We start from the raw sequence: 16,818 nt of genomic DNA, 5'->3' as shown, positions 1-16,818 counted from the left end.
AAAAGACGAGAATTGAGTTAAAATACCTAACATTGGAATGGATGCGCTTACTTAGTAAGCAAGGGGATAAATGGCGGAATTATTTGCACATTATATGGCAAAAAAATTCTTGATATTTGCATGGTTTATGCATATGATTAACGTGATAACTTGTGTTCATTACAGGGTAGTCCCATATATTATCAACTGCAGCAGCAGTAAAGAAACTTAGTGTTTCAGCTGTTTTTGAACCTTAATGAACCTTCAGGTCAAATGATGAAACGGGCTCTGATAAGGGCTCTTCTCTTTTTTTGGATGCATTTTCACAGAATGTTAACATGTGTACCATACTGTATATATAAAGAGTAAGCTGGAAGGAGCAATAGAATGAGCAGCATACCGAAGATCGTAATCCTTGGCGCGGGTTACGGGGGCATATTGACAGCGCAGCGGCTGCAAAAAGAGCTGAATTATAATGAGGCTGATGTTACATTGGTGAATCGCCATGATTATCATTATATTACAACGCATTTGCATATGCCGGCAGCAGGAACAGACAGCATTGAGAACACCCGGGTATCCATTTCCAAGTTGATAGACGAATTCAAAATCGACCTGGTCAAATCCTCGGTTCAGGAAATCCGCCTTCACGATAAGAAGGTTATTCTTGAAGATGGAACGTTATCCTATGACTATCTTGTCATTGGACTCGGCGGAGAGCCGGAAACCTTTGGCATTCCAGGACTCGCAGAGCATGCGATGACGATCCGAAGCATCAACTCGGTACGATTGATTCGTGAGCATATTGAGTATCAATTTGCTTTATATAAAAATGAGCGCAGACCGCAAGAGCGCATTAACTTTGTGGTTGGCGGGGCCGGATTCAGCGGCATCGAGTTTGTAGCCGAGCTGGCGGACCGCATTCCGAGACTGTGCAAGGAATATGACGTGGATCCGACGCTGGTGAATATTTATAATGTTGAAGCCGCGCCTGCCGCGTTACCGGGGTTTGCACCGGAGCTGGTGGAGTACGCCATGAACGTTCTTGAGAAGAAAGGCGTTACCTTCAAGATGGGCATTGCAATCAAGGAATGCCTCCCAGGCGGAGTCGTTCTGAACAATGGTGAAGAGATCCGGGCGGCAACGGTGGTATGGACCGGCGGCATCCGTGGGAACCGTCTGGTGGAAGCAGCCGGTTTCGAAACGATGAGAGGCCGCGTCAAGGTGGATGAATATTTGCGCGCTCCCGGATATGAGAACATTTATATTATCGGCGATAACTCCCTGATTTTTAATGAGGAAGGCAGACCTTATCCGCCGACCGCTCAAATGGCGATGCAGCAGGGCGTGTGTTGTGCCCAAAATATCGTTGCCGCGATTCGGGACAAGTCCATGCGCAAATTCGAGTTTCATAATAAAGGCACGGTTGCTTCCCTCGGCCGGGGCGAAGGCATTGCGGTAGTCGGCGATAAGAAATATCAGGGATGGAAAGCGGCTCAGCTGAAAAAATTGGTTGATCTGCGCTACCTCTTCATCATCGGAGGGATTCCACTCGTCCTGAAAAAAGGTAGGTTTCTATAAATGAGACACTGCAGCGTTCAAGTACGGGGGCTGCTCACAAGAGATGAGCTGGATCGTTATAACGCGCTGATGGAGGTCGGCTCCTATTTGGAGTCGCAAGAGCGGTACGATCTGGCTTATACCATTCAGCAGGAGGTCGACATTCTTATACTACCTGCTATTGAGCGGCTCAAGGATAAGGGACGTGCTCGAGACCGGGCGACGGCTGAATATCTTGAAACCTTGCGCAAGCAAGAGCAAGATGAGGACGACAGTGAGTAATAGAAGAAGGGATGCTCTCATGGAAGAGAGCATCCCTTTTTTGACATATTAGAATTTATAAGTTTTTTGGGGTCCCCGCAAAGTATTTGGAATAAACATCGTAGCATAGGCTCCACTTTGTGGGGTTTTGTACATGTTTTTTATGTGCAGAAGGAATTATACCTTCATTAAATCTGTAAACGAAGCCTGATCGAGCAGGTTGCCAACATAGAACGGACCAAACTCGCCGAAACGCGCACTTACCTCGTCAAATCTCATTTCGTACACGAGTTTCTTGAACTGAAGCGCGTCGTCACTGAACAGGGTTACGCCCCATTCCCAATCGTCGAATCCAACGGAACCGGTGATGATCTGTTTGACCTTGCCGGCATATCCGCGGCCAATCATCCCATGGCTCTTCATCATGGATTTGCGTTCATCCATGCTCAGCATGTACCAGTTGTCGGACAAATCCCGCTTTTTGTTCATCGGATAGAAGCAAATATGCTTCGATTTAGGCAGAGCCGGCTTCAGACGGGCAATGACATGCGGATTCTGCATCGGATCCTCGTCGGAGGAGCCAGCCAGGTAGTTGCTCAGCTCGACAATGCTTACATACGAATAAGCCTTGCTGGTGAACTGGGCGAATGTTGTTTTGTTAAAGGCGTTCTCGATCGCGTTCAGCTCTTCCAGCGTCTCGCGTAAAAGCATGAATACGAAATCGGCTTTCTGACCGACGATGGTATATACAGCGGTACTGCCTTTCTGGGCAGCTTCGACGGCATCCCATTCCTCGAGGAACGCATTCAGCTCGTCCAGCGCAAAAGCACGTACTTCTTCATCTGCAGCTTTCCAGGCCGGCCAATTGATGGTGCGGAAATCATGCAGCGCATACCAGCCCTCAAGCGTCATTGCAGCTTCGTTCATGTGATCACTCCTAAACGTTATGTTCGTTATTATAGAAGCGGATGGCCGCTTGCATTAACTTCCTATATTGTACTGTAAGCGCAGTCGGAAGGGCAAACGCCGACACAATGATTTCACGATTGTTCGTTGATCTGTGACATTATTTTTAGTAAACTAGCTATTAGCTAAAGCTTGGTGTGCTGTTTCTTGCTGCAATAAAGTAGAATAGCTGCTACGCGTAGGTGATAAAGAAGAGGTGAAAACAGCGATCATGCTTCAATTTATTCCTGTGCTCGTGCTGATGATTTTGTTTTTTGTCATGATGTTCGGTATCGGTTTTATCCTCAATATGTTGATGAAGACGACCTGGTTTCCTTGCTATCTGTTTGTGATTGTCATTTTGCCGGTCGTTGTATACAGCTTGTGGGATCGGGACCAAATGTCGTTTTGGACTCACGTCGGGTCATTCCAATTGGTGGATTACTTAACGGGAGTTGCAGGTCTGATTGGTGCCTACATGAGCGGATGGACCATTAAGACATTGCGTATTAAAGGCTTTAGAATGTTTTAAGGCGCGTGGCGCAAATTGAATGTAGTGTTGATGGCGGCTCTGCAATACCCGGGGGCCGTCATTTATTATTTATGGAAGCATGCAAATGGCGGGTGCACGAATTCCAGAATTTTTGATGCGAAAGAACCGACTTCGAAACGACGGATTTATGATAGAATAGAGGAAGTCTATTTTTGGGCGACAGGGGGAGCATAAACGATGCGCATGACTAATTTTTTACATTTTACCGAGAACCACCGTTACTGCGTATACCGTGACTTCTGCTTAAGCGGCCTGGATGACAAAATGCTTGGTTCGATATATCAACCGATGGTTGGCGCGTTTGCGATCAGTCTGTACCGTCTTCTCGTATCGCATGTGCCGGTGGAGAAGGTGGGTTACTCGGCTATTGAACAGCAGCGAAGATTATTTCTGACATTAGGGCTTGAGCCTAGTGAAAAAGGACGCCGCTTTCTCATTGAGCAAACCTCCAAGCTGGAAGCGGTAGGTTTACTGCAGACAAGCCGGATGTTTGTCCCGGAAACGGACGACCATATCTATGAATATGAGCTGCAAGCACCGCTCAGTCCAGCGGAGTTCTTCAACACCCAGCATCTGACGCTGCTGCTTCGCGACAAGGTGGGGAAATTCGCCGTTCTGTCGTTAAGAGAAGAGCTCTGGAGCAAGGAACCCCTTGAATGGTCTGGTATTTCCTTCAACAAGGAGAACATTTCGGTTCCCTTTTATGATATTTTTGAGCTGAACACGCATGTCATTGATTATGAACTGGAGCAAGCGCTGGAAGAGGTCGCGGTGTCACGGAAGTCAGTGGTGCCGCCAAATCCGCAAGGAGAGGGTCTGAACTATGCGGACATTATTCTCCGTTTCCCGCGTGAATCCCGCAATCGGGTCTTTGTGGAGCGTCTTCGCTACGACCATGAACAGATGGGCATTGTGAATTACGTGGTGCGCAAATATGATCTCAGCACGCAGGATTTGTGTCGCCTGCTGGATGAGGACGGCATATTTACCGAGCATGGTGAGGTCGTGCTGGATGATCTGCAGCACAAGGCCAGTCTTCACTTTAGGCAGGGAATGAAGATGCAGGAGAAGCGGCAGATTACCGCGGGCAAGGTCGTTGCTTTGCATCAGGAGATGACGGCCGATCCGGAAGAGCCTGCACAGGAGCATGCCGTAGAGATGGAATACTATGTAGAAGTTCCTGCCCAGTTCCAATCGAAATGCGATATTCACCAATATAATATGATGCTCCGGAACGAGCCTTATACCCGGCTGCTTCAGACTTTCTTTCCCGGCTCGGTCCCAGCGCAGTTCCTGGACATCTTCGAAAAGATCGACCTGAGCTATAAGCTGCCGGGTGAAGTCATCAACGTGCTCATTCATTATTTAATGTCACTCATGGCCGCAGGCGGCGAGCAGCGAATCAACCGTAATTTCGTGGAGGCCATTGCTTCCAATATGCTGCTGAAGCAGATTAACAGCTATGAGAAAGCTGTTCAGTATATACGTGATCAAGCCAAGATGAAAGGCAAGCAGAAGGCAACCACACAACGTACGCGTACATACGCTAAAGGCGGAAAGGTGAAGCCGGAAATTCCAGTGGCTCTAGAGTCCGATCAGGCGGAGGCCGTATCGGATGAGGAATTCGAAGAAATGATGCGATTTGCGGCAGAAATGCAGGCTGGCAACAAGAAGGGTGGATAAAGAAATCCTGCTGAAGAGAGGAGGGAACAAGAGATGGAGTCCCTTGGTGAACTGCTGGAAAGCATGAAAAGTCCTGCGCTCCGGCGCAGAACGGAGCAGATTACGGAGGATTTGCTTAGGAATCCTCTGATTCAAGCATTGCGGAGCGAATACCCGGAGATCGATGATCGGGTCATACGATTGAATTTAAGCAAACTGTATCAATATGCGGGAGATCAGGCCCACTGCAAGGAGTGTCCCGGCCTGGACCGGTGTCCGAATGATTTTCAGGGTCATTTCAGCAAGCTGGATATCCAGCGGATGAACGGAACCGTGGAGATCTATGAGCGGAAGGCGCCGTGTTCCCTGCAGATTGCGAAAACTAATGAGAATCAGATCAAAAAGCGGATTCGCAGCTTTTATGTCGATGAGCATGCTTTGAACGAAGGTTATGACAACATGGAGATTATGGCGAAGGACCGCTTGCGGGCACCGGCGGTGCACCAGCTCTTTAAATACATCCGGGATACGAAGGAGAATGGCTTGTCCCCGCGCGGCCTGTATCTCACCGGTTCGTTTGGTACGGGTAAGACCTACCTGATGGGCTACCTGATGCATGAGCTCGCGAAAGCGGGCCATTCGGGCGTTATCGTGTATATGCCTGATTTCGTGGAAGATCTGAAAACCATGATGCAGGACGGACAGAAGCTGAAGGACATGGTGGAGACGATGAAGCATTGCGATCTGCTGATCTTTGACGATATCGGAGCGGAGAATTTGAATCCGTGGGTTCGGGATCATGTCCTCGGTTCCATTCTGAATTTCCGGATGAACCGGCTGCCGACCTTCTATACGTCGAACTATCCGCTCGACGGGCTTGAACAGCATCTGAGTTTCACGAGCAAGGATGGGGAGGAGGCTCACAAAGGACAGCGGTTGATGAACCGAATTGCGCCTTTTGTCGATGTCGTTCATTTATTCGGTGAGAATCAGAGAGGGAAATTCTAGTATTGCAAGCAAACTTCCTATGGACTAGCTTTCCCTGAATTGTAAAAAGTCTGATCCCGTTAGCGTGTGGAACGCAGCAGGATCAGACTTTTTATTTGTGCACAAGGAGTCATCAATAATTAGCCAACCAAGAACTTGATAATGACGAATCCGAAAAAGATGACGGTCATGAAACCAAACATCCCCACGAAGCCCATCATCAAATCGCCAAAGTCATTGCGTGGTTCTTCATTGATGTGCTCCCGTGGATCGTTAACGCGTACGTTTACATCCATGGTGCTTGCCTCCTCAAAAGGTGAACATGCCGTGCCAACACGAAAAACTTGACAGTCACCCGACTTGTTACTAGTAGTATACCCAATGCGCAAATCATTTGTAAAGATTGCATAAAAAACCCGTAAAATCCTCTTTCTTTAGGTGAGTATATTTCACTTTTTCCGACTGGTTGTGGTATACTAAATTCGTCGACCCATTCGACAATTATGTTCGTACTATATGTAAAATTATCCGTGAGGAGGAGAATATAATGGCTATCGTAAACGTTACCGATCAATCCTTCGTAAGTGAAGTGGAAGGTCAAGGAACGGTTGTAGTTGATTTCTGGGCGCCATGGTGCGGTCCTTGTAAAATGCTTGCCCCGATTTTGGAAGAGCTGTCCACAGATCTTGGTGATGCTGTAAAAATTGCTAAGGTGAACGTGGATGAGAATCCGGAATCCGCAGCACGTTTCGGCGTGATGAGCATTCCGACTATGATTTTCTTCAAAGACGGCCAGCCTGTCGATAAAGTGGTAGGTCTGAACTCCAAAGAAGCCTTGAAGGGCATCATTGCAAAACATCAATAAGCAGGATTGGTCATAGACTGCAATCTGCTTTCATAAAGCGCCTTCGGTGAAACCCGGAGGCGCTTTGTGTGGTTGTTCATAATGTTTTATATTTAAGGTTAATACTATATAATCTCCTTGGAGAGGAGGGATAGCATGGACGATTATGCCAAACAGCTTCAGGAGCAGGAGAGGGCGCTGGAGAATATCCGCCACAAGCTGGCATTGCTGCCGGACCAGCCCGGCTGTTACCTGATGAAGAATCATGAAGGCACCATAATTTATGTGGGCAAGGCTAAAGTGCTGAAGAACCGGGTACGCTCTTATTTTACCGGAAGCCATAACGGGAAGACCCAGATGCTGGTTTCGGAAATCCGCGATTTCGAATATATTGTGACCGGCAGCAACATGGAAGCCTTGATTCTGGAGTGTAACCTGATCAAAACCCATCAGCCGAGATTCAACGTGCTGCTGAAGGATGATAAAACCTATCCATATCTTAAAATAACGAATGAAGAGCATCCCCGTCTGGAAGTGACCAGAAGAGTGCTTAAAGATAAAGCCAAATACTTTGGCCCCTACCCGAATGCGTATGCGGCACAGCAGACCAAAAAGCTGCTGGACCGGATGTATCCTTTGCGCAAATGCGGCGTTATGCCGAAAGAAGTGTGCTTGTATTATCATATGGGACAATGCTTGGCTCCATGTGTGAAGGAAATTCCAAAGTCTGCATATGAACAGATCACCGGGGAGATTACGTCATTCCTGAGCGGTGGGCATGAAGAGATCAAGAAGGAACTGCAGCGCAAGATGCAGGAGGCTGCGGAGGATTTGTATTTCGAGCGTGCCAAAGAACTGCGGGATCAGATCATCCATATCGATACGCTAATGGAGAAGCAGAAGATCACGACGACGGATACGCGGGACCGCGACGTATTCGGTTATGCTGTGGATAAAGGCTGGATGTGCGTACAGATTCTGTACATGCGCCAAGGGAAAATGGTACAGCGCAACAAGTCCGTTTTTCCGTTCTACGGCGATGCGCACAGTGACTTTATGTCTTTTATTGCCCAGTATTACAGTGATAATCCTGCAGTGCCGCAAGAAATTCTGCTGCCTGAGCCTCTGTTGATAGGCGAGGCTGATCCAGAGTCGGTTGCTGGAACGGCTGTGGATGAAGGTGTGCTAGGCGCAGAGGAGGCCGTGGATTCGGCGAATACGCTTTCCGCAGGAACATCCGATGAGCAGCAGGCAGCCCTTGTCCAGGCACAGGAGAAGCAGGCCGAAGCTGCTGGCATCGTGGATGCAGCCGGAGGGGCTGCCGCCCTGCAGGAATGGCTCGGCGTGAAGGTACATGTGCCGCAGCGTGGTTTGAAGAAACAGATGGTGGGCATGGCGTCGGATAATGCAAAAGTGTCCTTAGACGAGAAATTCCGCTTGATTGAGCGTGATGAAGAACGCACCTCGGTCGCAGCAGCGAATCTGGGCGAAGTAATCGGCCTCCAGTCGCTGAACCGGATCGAGGCATTTGATAACTCGAACATCCAGGGGACCAACCCGGTATCGGCCATGGTTGTATTCACCAATGGGAAACCGGACAAGAAGGAATACCGGAAGTACAAGATCCGTACCGTGCTGGGACCGGACGATTATGATACGATGCGTGAAGTGATCCGGCGGCGGTACGAGCGCGTCTTGAAGGAGAACTTGCCGCTTCCCGATCTGATTGTGGTCGATGGAGGGAAGGGACAGATTTCCGCCGCCAGCGATGTGTTGGAGAATGAGTTGGGGTTGTTTATCCCGGTCTGTGGCCTTGTGAAGGATGCCAAGCATAAAACAGCGCAGCTCATGGTCGGAGACCCGCCGGAGCCGGTTACGCTGCCCCGAGACAGCCAGGAGTTCTATTTGCTGCAGCGTATTCAAGATGAGGTTCACCGGTTTGCGATTTCCTTCCACCGCGAACAGCGCGGCAAATCGATGGTATCCTCCAAGCTGGATTCCATCCCGGGCATTGGAGAGAAGCGCCGGAAGCTGCTGTTGAAGCATTTTGGCTCGGTCAAAAAAATAAAAGAGGCTTCAGTCGAAGACTTCAAGCCCCTTTCAATCGGTGAGAAATTAGCAACGGAAATTCTTAAGGTACTTCGTGAGGAGGAGTCGTGACATACGGCTTCTCTTTTTTTGTTGGATTGAAACGATAAATCGCATAGGCGACAAGCGCAGGAAGCACCATGTAGAAAGCACCGATCAGCAAGTTGGTGGTGTCCTTGAGCAGGATCAGGCTAATGCCCATCAAGATGCTATTAAAGATGACATGGGAGAACATGGCTGCCAAGTACCCGTATTTCAAAAAGATGTAGCTGAACAGCAAGCCGATGATAACCAGTTCAATGGGTCGGGAAATTACAGGGTATATCGGATAAAGCGTATGCCCGAGCGCCCAGATGAGCGAGGTAATCAAACTGGCCACAAAAGTATTGCGGACGATTTTTTTCACCATTTTGATACCGAACAGTCGATAGACGGCCTCTTCGGATATGCCGGCCAGCCAGGCCATCAGCGGAAACAGCCAAGGATAGAGCATGTTGTAAGGCGACTGTGTGGCATCCGTGGTGGACCATGTTTTTAAGGTTAGGCCCAGAACGATAAAGATAATGGATTGGATCCCAAGCAGGATGAAAGCCCACATATATCCCAGCTTCATGCTGTCCAGAACATAATGTCCGTATCCGGGTTCTTTGGCGCGCGGCCATGGATTGAGCCCGTCTTCTTTTTGCCATAGCCCGTTGCCCCCGACAAGGGAGAAATAGAGCAGGGCAGAGAAGATGAGTGAATAGACCGCATAGAAAATCATCATCCCGAATATACCGGTTTGCGACATCCCCTCGGATTTGAAAACGGGAATCAGATTATACGTATTTAGCATCTGAATGATAAACAGCAGCACCGATAGGAACAGGCCGCGCTTAAACGACGTATAGGCTCTGGTCTTCACGCTGTACACAATCGCAAGAATGCCAAGGATGAGGGTGAACAGGCCATACCCTGCGAGTGTCAGCAGCGTTGCATTCTGAGTCTGCTTGTTGACATAGGCGGAATGGGCGGCTGGGACTGAGAAGGATGGCTCATAGGAGCGTAGTTTCCCATGTTCGAAGGTGAAACGGTGCTCCAATCGGGAATCGCCGATCTTGGATTCCGGGTCCACATATCGGAGCCGGGGTTCCCCTTCCCGCGTAACCAGCTCAAGGCGCGACAGGTCATAGCCCGCTCGCTGGAGCCAAGGCTCCGCGAGCGCTTGCTTCTCGGCTAATGACATGCCGTCCTCGACGACAAGCAGCATCTGCCTTTGTACATCGCCCTTGTTCAGCTCAATCCGGTCATAGCTGGAGCGGGCGTAATCGTACGAGAATCCGACGATGCCTGAATTTTGCATGTGCACGTCCACATTGAGGGCGTCGCCTCCCGGCTCGCTGAAGCGAACGCGGTATACGTCATAGGGATATTTGGCTTCATAGGTTTTGTTGTATTCCGAAAGTTTCTTTTCCTTCGCCAGATATCCGTAAAGTTCCGATTTGGATTGATATGTAACCAATGTATCATCCGTTTTTGCAGCCATAAACTGCAAATGCTCCTGAGTAAAGCTTGAAGCAGCTTGCCGAGCCTGCTCCTTGGATATGATATTCGGAGATGTCATCTCGGTAGAATCCGGATTCGTCGACGGAAATACCTGAAATAATAGGAACAGAATCAGGCCGACTGCGGCAGGCGCGATGAGCTGCTTCAGATTGGGCTTCAGCTTCAAGGACTCTCTTGCACGATTCATGAAATTCCTCCTCTAGGAAAGTTGATACTCCCACTGGTATTCGATATGCCTGATTAAGAACACATAGAGTCAATATAACATAGTTATGAAAGTCATAAGCAGCTTATCCCAATATCCGGAATAATGAAACAAATCGATGAAAATGAATGAAAGGTTTCGAAAACGTTAGAGAACCCTATGCTTGTATTCTTGAATATGCCCAATTCGCGCTCTTTTAAAGATTTTTTGGGTAAAAAACGGCATTGGGTTACGTACCAGATTGCGTTATAATCACATCATGCTTCAAGGAACCGAATATTCCAGCCGAATTTCGTACTGAAAATGGGGGAACCATGTAATTGGGGTGAATTTCATTATTCCTCGAATAATGAATAGGGCGACCTGTGGAAATGCCCGAATCCGTCAGCTAACCTCGTAGGCTGCAGCACAGGAACCAGACCGTAAAGGGCACTGCGTTTTCCAGTGTCTTTTTTCTTGATTTTTTTTAAGAAGGTGACCGATTGAACTCTAAATTTAACTGGCTCAGGTTGTCTCCGCCGCAGATTCTCGTGCTTGGTTTTGCGGCTATTATCTTCATCGGGACGGCGCTGTTAATGCTGCCGATTTCCACAAGTACAGGTGAACCGCTTGAATTTATCGATGCCTTGTTCACTTCAACATCGGCAACATGTGTAACGGGTCTGGTTGTGGTGGATACAGGAACGACATTCAGTTCCTTCGGAGAAGTCGTGATTATGCTGCTGATTCAGATCGGCGGGCTCGGATTTATGACGATGGCTACTTTATTTGCCTTGGCTCTGAAAAGACGCATATCGCTCAAGGATCGTCTCATTCTGCAGGAAGCGATGAATCAGTCCTCAATGGAAGGAATCGTAAGGCTGATTCGCAGAGTGTTGTTGTACTCCCTCATCATTGAGGCCTGCGGTGCCATCATTCTATCGATCCGCTGGGCGTTTGATATGCCGTTCGGCCAGGCGATTTATTATGGCGTTTTTCATGCAGTCACGATGTTTAACAACGCCGGTTTTGATTTGTTTGGTGATTTTCGGAGTTTGACCGGGTATGTCTACGATCCTGTAGTCAACATAGTCGTGATGTTTTTGATTGTCTCAGGCGGCATTGGTTTTATCGTATTATCCGATCTGATTGATTTCCGAAAACAGCTGAGACTTTCCTTGCACTCCAAAGTAGTGCTCACCATGACGGCTACCTTGCTGCTGGTTGGATTTATCGTCATTCTTATATTTGAATTCACCAATCCGAAGACGCTCGGCTCTCTGAATTGGGGCGGAAAATTCTTCGGTGCGTTATTCCAGTCCGTAACGCCCCGTACAGCTGGCGCGAATACTATAGATATTACGGGGCTTCGACAGGCCACGCAATTTTTTATCGTGATTCTGATGTTTATCGGAGCATCCCCAGGGTCAACCGGTGGCGGTATCAAAACAACAACCTTCACCATTATGGTGGGGGCGGTTATCGCCATGATGCGCGGGCGTGAAGACATCGTCATGTTCCGTTATCGCCTGGCCCAGGAGCGGGTGCTGAAGGCACTGACCATTGCATTACTGGCACTGCTGCTCGTTCTAATCGTATCGATGATTCTGTCAACGACAGAGGAAGGGAGCTTCCTGGAGATCCTATTCGAAACGACATCCGCCTTCGGTACGGTGGGTCTCTCCATGGGTTTAACGCCTGAACTGACGGGATTCGGGAAGATTTTGATCAGTATTACGATGTTTGCAGGGCGATTGGGGCCTTTGACGCTTGCTTATGCACTGGGGCCAAAAAAGGGTAAAGAATTATATCGTCATCCGGAAGGCAAAATGATTATTGGATAAGGAGTACAGGAGAGACATGAAACCAAAGCAATTTGCAATCATCGGTTTGGGACGATTTGGCGCCAGCCTGGCGCTTGAACTGATGGAACAGGGATATGAGGTGCTCGGCATCGACCGCAGTGAAGAGGTTGTCGAGGATATGAGCGAGCTGCTGACGCACACGGTGGTGGCGGATGCTACGGACGAAGAGGTGCTTAAATCGCTCGGTATCCGTAACTTCGACTGCGGGATTGTGGCGATCGGGAACGATATTCAGATGAGCATCTTATCCGCCATCTTGTTGAAAGAGCTTGGTGTCACTATGGTCGTTGCCAAGGCGATTTCGGTGCTGCACGGCCGGGCGCTGGAGAAGCTGGGCGTGGACCGGGTGATCTTTCCGGAACGGGATATGGGGATCCGGGTAGCTCACCAGCTTGTCACGCCCAACCTGCTCGACTATATCGAATTATCCAAGGACTATCTGATTGTGGAGATGACGGTCACGGACTGCATGGACGGAAAAACACTTAGCGAGCTCAATACGAGGGTTCGCTACGGTGTCAGCGTGGTGGCCCTGAATAAACAATCCGGCATCATCGTAGCGCCAACAGCCATGGATGTGGTGAACTCCGGCGACATTATGGTCGTAATCGGGTCCAATGATAATGTGGATCTCTTTGAGTCTGAGGTCGTGAATATGCTCGAAAAATAAATATAGAAGAAAAAAAACCTGACGGTTATGGGGTCAGTCCCCATGTTTATCGTCAGGTTTTCTTCGTTTTATCCTCCTCCAGCTTACGGAACAGGACTTCCGTTTCGTCAATCCAGCGGCTGGCTGCCTTGCTCAGCTCCGAGGCTTGGCCGTAGATCAGCGAAGTTGTTCGCCGGGTTTCAATGAGTGCCGGAATATGAATGTCGACAAGCCCGTTATCGGACAACAGCTGCGGCCTCAGATAGGATTTGGGCAGAAGCGCGGCTGCCTTGCAGGTCGGGATGAGTCTGACGATCGCTTCGAAGGAATCGATCTCCATCCGAATATCCGGCATAATGCCCCATCGGTGGAACAGGTCATCCGTCAACTTGCGGTACCAGGTTCCGGTTGAGAAAATGATCATCGGCAAGCCTTGAAGCTGCTCGATGCCGACATCCTCGATCTCCGCCAGCGGGTGTGAAGATGGGATGACAAGCTCAAGATGGTCATCAAACAGCGGAATGCAGTTTAAGCCGGGCTGGTTGATGGAGGAGGCGACAATGCCAACATCGACCCGTTTATCTCTTACATAAGAAACGATCTCATGGGTCTTGCCGGTGATCAGCTTGATTTCGGCCGCGGGATGACGCTCCATGAATGCGTTAACGAGCGGGGGCAAGGTGGTCTGCAGTGTGGTTAGGCTGGCCCCCAGGTTGATCGAGATCTGATCCCCCTCCCGGTAATGGGCCAAGGTCTGCATGAATTTGATCTGCTGCTGGCGCTGCTCCAGGGCAAAGGTGTACACAATCTGTCCGATGGAGGTAAGCTCCAGCCGTTTGCCGCGGCGGTTGAACAGCTGCAGCCCGAGCTGGTCCTCCAGCTTGGCTATTTTCCTGGACAGGGCTGGCTGTGACAAGTTAAGCAGCTTGGAGGCTTGGTTTATGCTGGATTGCTCTACAACGACGGCGAACATGTCCAGTTCTTCAAACATGGAATTCCTCCTATATAAAATAGACATATGTGCAAAATATTGCTTATGCGTATAGATTATAACGATTAATAATTATATTGCAATTCCATTATAAGAAAAAAAGGAGTAACATGAAACATGACACAAGTTGTTCACACGATTGCCGAAATCGGCAGCTTTTTGTCGTTGCAACGGTTTTAGGACAGGGTAAGTGTAATTGTTCTGAAAATAGGAAAGATTGAAAATGAAAACGCTGCACATTGGAAAGGGGAACGTCAACTGATGAAAGGGTATTATTCCAGAAAGCTGCATTCTTTGCTCGGTGTCATACCGCTTGGAGCATTTTTGCTCAGCCATATGATTTCCAACTATAAGGCTTTCGAGGGTGGAAAGGAAGGCTTTGCAAGCGCGGTCCATTTTTTGAACAGCATGCCGCTGATATTTTTCCTCGAGCTGTTCCTGATCTGGCTGCCACTGCTATATCACGGTGTCTACGGGTTATACATTGCTTACCAGGCAAATAACAACGTGGGCAATTTCAACTATGAACGGAACATCCGTTTCACCGTCCAACGGATCACCGGCGTTATTACGTTCGTTTTTGTTATCTGGCATATGTACGATACGCGTTTCCAAATCATGATCGGCAAAATCACGCATGACGATTTGGGCGCGACCATGCATGGCATCATGAACAATCCGATTCTGTTTACTCTGTACGTCATCGGCGTTGTGTCGGCAGTCTTCCACTTCACAAACGGCCTGTGGGCGTTCCTCGTTAGCTGGGGCATCACCGTCGGTCCACGCGCGCAGAAGGTATCCACTTACATCTGCATGGGCTTGTTCGTATTGATGAGCGTGTTGTTCGTTCTGGCTATGACAGCATTCCGCAGTTCCGAATTCGAGGCGGCGACAGCAATGATCGATCTAGTTAAGACAGTCTTAAGTTAAGGGGAGTGAACGAAAAATGGCATCTAATATTATTGTAGTGGGTGGCGGCCTCGCCGGGCTGATGGCAACCATCAAAGCGGCAGAAGCAGGAGCTCACGTTCATCTATTCTCACTTGTACCTGTTAAACGCTCTCACTCCGTGTGCGCGCAAGGCGGCATCAATGGAGCCGTGAATACAAAAGGTGAGGGTGACTCTCCTTGGGAGCACTTTGACGATACGGTATACGGCGGCGACTTCCTTGCGAATCAGCCTCCGGTCAAAGCGATGTGTGAAGCGGCTCCGGGCATTATCCACTTGATGGACCGCATGGGCGTTATGTTTAACCGTACGCCGGAAGGTCTGCTCGATTTTCGCCGTTTCGGCGGAACAAAGCGTCACCGGACGGCATTCGCCGGCGCAACGACCGGACAGCAACTGCTCTATGCGCTTGACGAGCAGGTTCGCCGCTGGGAAACTGCGGGTCTTGTGACCAAGTACGAGAACTGGGAGTTCCTTAATGCGATCATCGACGACGAAGGCGTATGCCGCGGTATCGCTGCCCAGGATCTGCGCTCGATGGAGATTAAGGCGTTCAAAGCTGAAGCCGTTATACTCGCAAGCGGTGGTCCTGGTATTATTTTCGGAAAAACGACCAACTCGGTGATCAACACGGGAACAGCGGCCAGTGCCGTTTATCAGCAAGGCGTGCATTATGCGAACGGCGAGTTTATCCAGATTCACCCGACAGCAATTCCAGGCGATGACAAGCTCCGCTTGATGTCGGAATCGGCACGTGGTGAAGGCGGACGGATCTGGACCTATAAAGACGGCAAGCCGTGGTATTTCCTCGAAGAGAAATACCCTGCTTACGGAAACCTGGTGCCGCGTGACATTGCTACGCGTGAAATCTTCTCCGTCTGCGTCGATATGGGACTTGGGATCAATGGCGAGAACATGGTCTACCTGGATCTCTCCCATAAAGATCCGAAAGAGCTGGACGTAAAGCTTGGCGGTATCATCGAGATCTATGAGAAATTCATGGGCGACGATCCGCGTAAAATCCCGATGAAGATCTTCCCGGCAGTCCATTATTCCATGGGCGGCATGTGGGTCGATTACAACCAAATGACGAACATTCCCGGGCTGTTTGCAGCCGGAGAATGCGAGTATCAATATCACGGTGCGAACCGTTTGGGAGCGAACTCCCTGGTCTCCGCCATTTACGGCGGTATGGTGGCCGGACCGAAAGCGATTGAATATGTCAAAGGCTTGAAGAAGTCCGCTGAGGATGTTTCCTCCACCGTATTTGACCGCGTAGCGAAAGAGCAAACGACCAAGTATGAAGGCCTGCTCAAGATGGAAGGAACCGAGAATGCTTATGTGATCCATAAAGAGCTCGGCGAATGGATGACCAACAACATGACGGTTGTTCGCTACAACGACAAGCTTGAAGCTACCATCGGCAAAATCAAGGAATTGAAGCAGCGTTACCGCAATATCAATATGACGGATACCTCCCGCTGGAACAACCAGGGCGTGGCGTTCACACGCCAGCTGTGGAACATGCTGGAGTTGTCCGAGGCCATGACGCTGGGTGCGCTTCTCCGTAACGAAAGCCGGGGCGCTCACTACAAGCCGGATTTCCCTGATCGTAACGATGAAGAGTTCCTCAAGACAACCAAAGCAACCTGGACGCCTGATGGACCACAGATTTCATACGAAGAAGTGGATGTTTCCTTAATCCCACCGCGTATTCGCGACTATTCGAAAGACAAGTAAGAAGGAAGGGGGATTT

General features: G+C 49.3%; 15 protein-coding genes and 1 riboswitch. Of the genes, 11 read left to right on the top strand and 4 right to left on the bottom strand.

From position 1 onward, the window contains the following. Positions 1-366 precede the first annotated feature (366 nt). On the top strand, positions 367-1,560 hold the full coding sequence (locus tag J7E85_RS11680; protein ID WP_076324836.1) for an NAD(P)/FAD-dependent oxidoreductase: 1,194 nt from the start codon (positions 367-369) through the stop codon (positions 1,558-1,560). Beyond that, positions 1,561-1,821: a hypothetical protein gene (locus tag J7E85_RS11675; RefSeq protein WP_076324835.1), complete on the top strand. Its 261-nt coding sequence runs from the start codon at positions 1,561-1,563 to the stop codon at positions 1,819-1,821. Positions 1,822-1,977: 156 nt separating this feature from the next. Here the strand turns inward: J7E85_RS11675 and hemQ are convergent, their stop codons facing one another. Continuing rightward, the gene (gene hemQ / locus J7E85_RS11670) at positions 1,978-2,727 is read right to left on the bottom strand and encodes a hydrogen peroxide-dependent heme synthase (protein WP_215157964.1); all 750 of its coding nucleotides are present in this window, start codon (positions 2,725-2,727) and stop codon (positions 1,978-1,980) included. A 250-nt stretch (positions 2,728-2,977) separates the two neighbouring features. Here hemQ and J7E85_RS11665 point away from each other — a divergent pair, with 250 nt between their 5' ends. The 3 genes from J7E85_RS11665 (at position 2,978) to dnaI (ending at position 5,968) form a co-directional block, all read left to right on the top strand. Continuing rightward, positions 2,978-3,277, top strand: coding sequence for a YuiB family protein (locus tag J7E85_RS11665; RefSeq protein WP_215158123.1), 300 nt, complete (start codon positions 2,978-2,980; stop codon positions 3,275-3,277). Between the two features lie 198 nt (positions 3,278-3,475). Then, on the top strand, positions 3,476-4,981 hold the full coding sequence (locus tag J7E85_RS11660; protein ID WP_076324833.1) for a replication initiation and membrane attachment family protein: 1,506 nt from the start codon (positions 3,476-3,478) through the stop codon (positions 4,979-4,981). Between the two features lie 33 nt (positions 4,982-5,014). Beyond that, positions 5,015-5,968, top strand: coding sequence for a primosomal protein DnaI (gene dnaI / locus J7E85_RS11655; protein WP_215157962.1), 954 nt, complete (start codon positions 5,015-5,017; stop codon positions 5,966-5,968). A 119-nt stretch (positions 5,969-6,087) separates the two neighbouring features. On the opposite strand, the gene J7E85_RS11650 is transcribed toward dnaI, so the two are convergent. Beyond that, positions 6,088-6,243 (bottom strand): YqzM family protein, encoded by a 156-nt coding sequence (locus J7E85_RS11650; protein WP_215157952.1) that lies wholly within the window; start codon positions 6,241-6,243, stop codon positions 6,088-6,090. A gap of 251 nt (positions 6,244-6,494) precedes the next feature. On the opposite strand from J7E85_RS11650, the gene trxA reads away from it, so the two are divergent. Together trxA and uvrC are read left to right on the top strand one after the other, a co-directional pair. Beyond that, the gene (gene trxA / locus J7E85_RS11645) at positions 6,495-6,812 is read left to right on the top strand and encodes a thioredoxin (protein WP_076324831.1); all 318 of its coding nucleotides are present in this window, start codon (positions 6,495-6,497) and stop codon (positions 6,810-6,812) included. A 135-nt stretch (positions 6,813-6,947) separates the two neighbouring features. Continuing rightward, positions 6,948-8,951: an excinuclease ABC subunit UvrC gene (gene uvrC, locus J7E85_RS11640; RefSeq protein ID WP_215157950.1), complete on the top strand. Its 2,004-nt coding sequence runs from the start codon at positions 6,948-6,950 to the stop codon at positions 8,949-8,951. Here the strand turns inward: uvrC and J7E85_RS11635 are convergent. Beyond that, positions 8,923-10,611, bottom strand: coding sequence for a CPBP family intramembrane glutamic endopeptidase (locus tag J7E85_RS11635; protein ID WP_215157948.1), 1,689 nt, complete (start codon positions 10,609-10,611; stop codon positions 8,923-8,925). The genes uvrC and J7E85_RS11635 overlap by 29 nt on opposite strands. A gap of 291 nt (positions 10,612-10,902) precedes the next feature. Then, a riboswitch (cyclic di-AMP (ydaO/yuaA leader) is annotated at positions 10,903-11,047 on the top strand. A 64-nt stretch (positions 11,048-11,111) separates the two neighbouring features. Here J7E85_RS11635 and J7E85_RS11630 point away from each other — a divergent pair. Next, positions 11,112-12,452, top strand: coding sequence for a TrkH family potassium uptake protein (locus J7E85_RS11630; protein WP_215157946.1), 1,341 nt, complete (start codon positions 11,112-11,114; stop codon positions 12,450-12,452). A gap of 16 nt (positions 12,453-12,468) precedes the next feature. Beyond that, on the top strand, positions 12,469-13,143 hold the full coding sequence (locus J7E85_RS11625) for a potassium channel family protein (protein ID WP_215157938.1): 675 nt from the start codon (positions 12,469-12,471) through the stop codon (positions 13,141-13,143). A 52-nt stretch (positions 13,144-13,195) separates the two neighbouring features. Here J7E85_RS11625 and J7E85_RS11620 read toward each other — a convergent pair whose 3' ends face one another. Next, on the bottom strand, positions 13,196-14,113 hold the full coding sequence (locus J7E85_RS11620) for a LysR family transcriptional regulator (RefSeq protein WP_215157936.1): 918 nt from the start codon (positions 14,111-14,113) through the stop codon (positions 13,196-13,198). A gap of 261 nt (positions 14,114-14,374) precedes the next feature. On the opposite strand from J7E85_RS11620, the gene J7E85_RS11615 reads away from it, so the two are divergent. Together J7E85_RS11615 and sdhA are read left to right on the top strand one after the other, a co-directional pair. After that, complete coding sequence (locus J7E85_RS11615; protein WP_215157934.1) at positions 14,375-15,043, top strand: succinate dehydrogenase cytochrome b558 subunit; 669 nt, start codon at positions 14,375-14,377, stop codon at positions 15,041-15,043. A 16-nt stretch (positions 15,044-15,059) separates the two neighbouring features. Then, positions 15,060-16,802 carry a succinate dehydrogenase flavoprotein subunit gene (sdhA, locus tag J7E85_RS11610; protein WP_076324824.1) on the top strand — a complete coding sequence of 581 codons (1,743 nt, stop codon included), beginning with the start codon at positions 15,060-15,062 and terminating at the stop codon, positions 16,800-16,802. The last annotated feature ends 16 nt before the right edge of the window (positions 16,803-16,818 follow it).

It is taken from the genome of Paenibacillus sp. ISL-20 (assembly GCF_018613005.1).
Taxonomy (GTDB): domain Bacteria; phylum Bacillota; class Bacilli; order Paenibacillales; family Paenibacillaceae; genus Paenibacillus_AQ.
The sequence above is the reverse complement of the archived record's forward strand: the minus strand, read 5'-3'. Positions and strand labels throughout refer to the sequence as shown.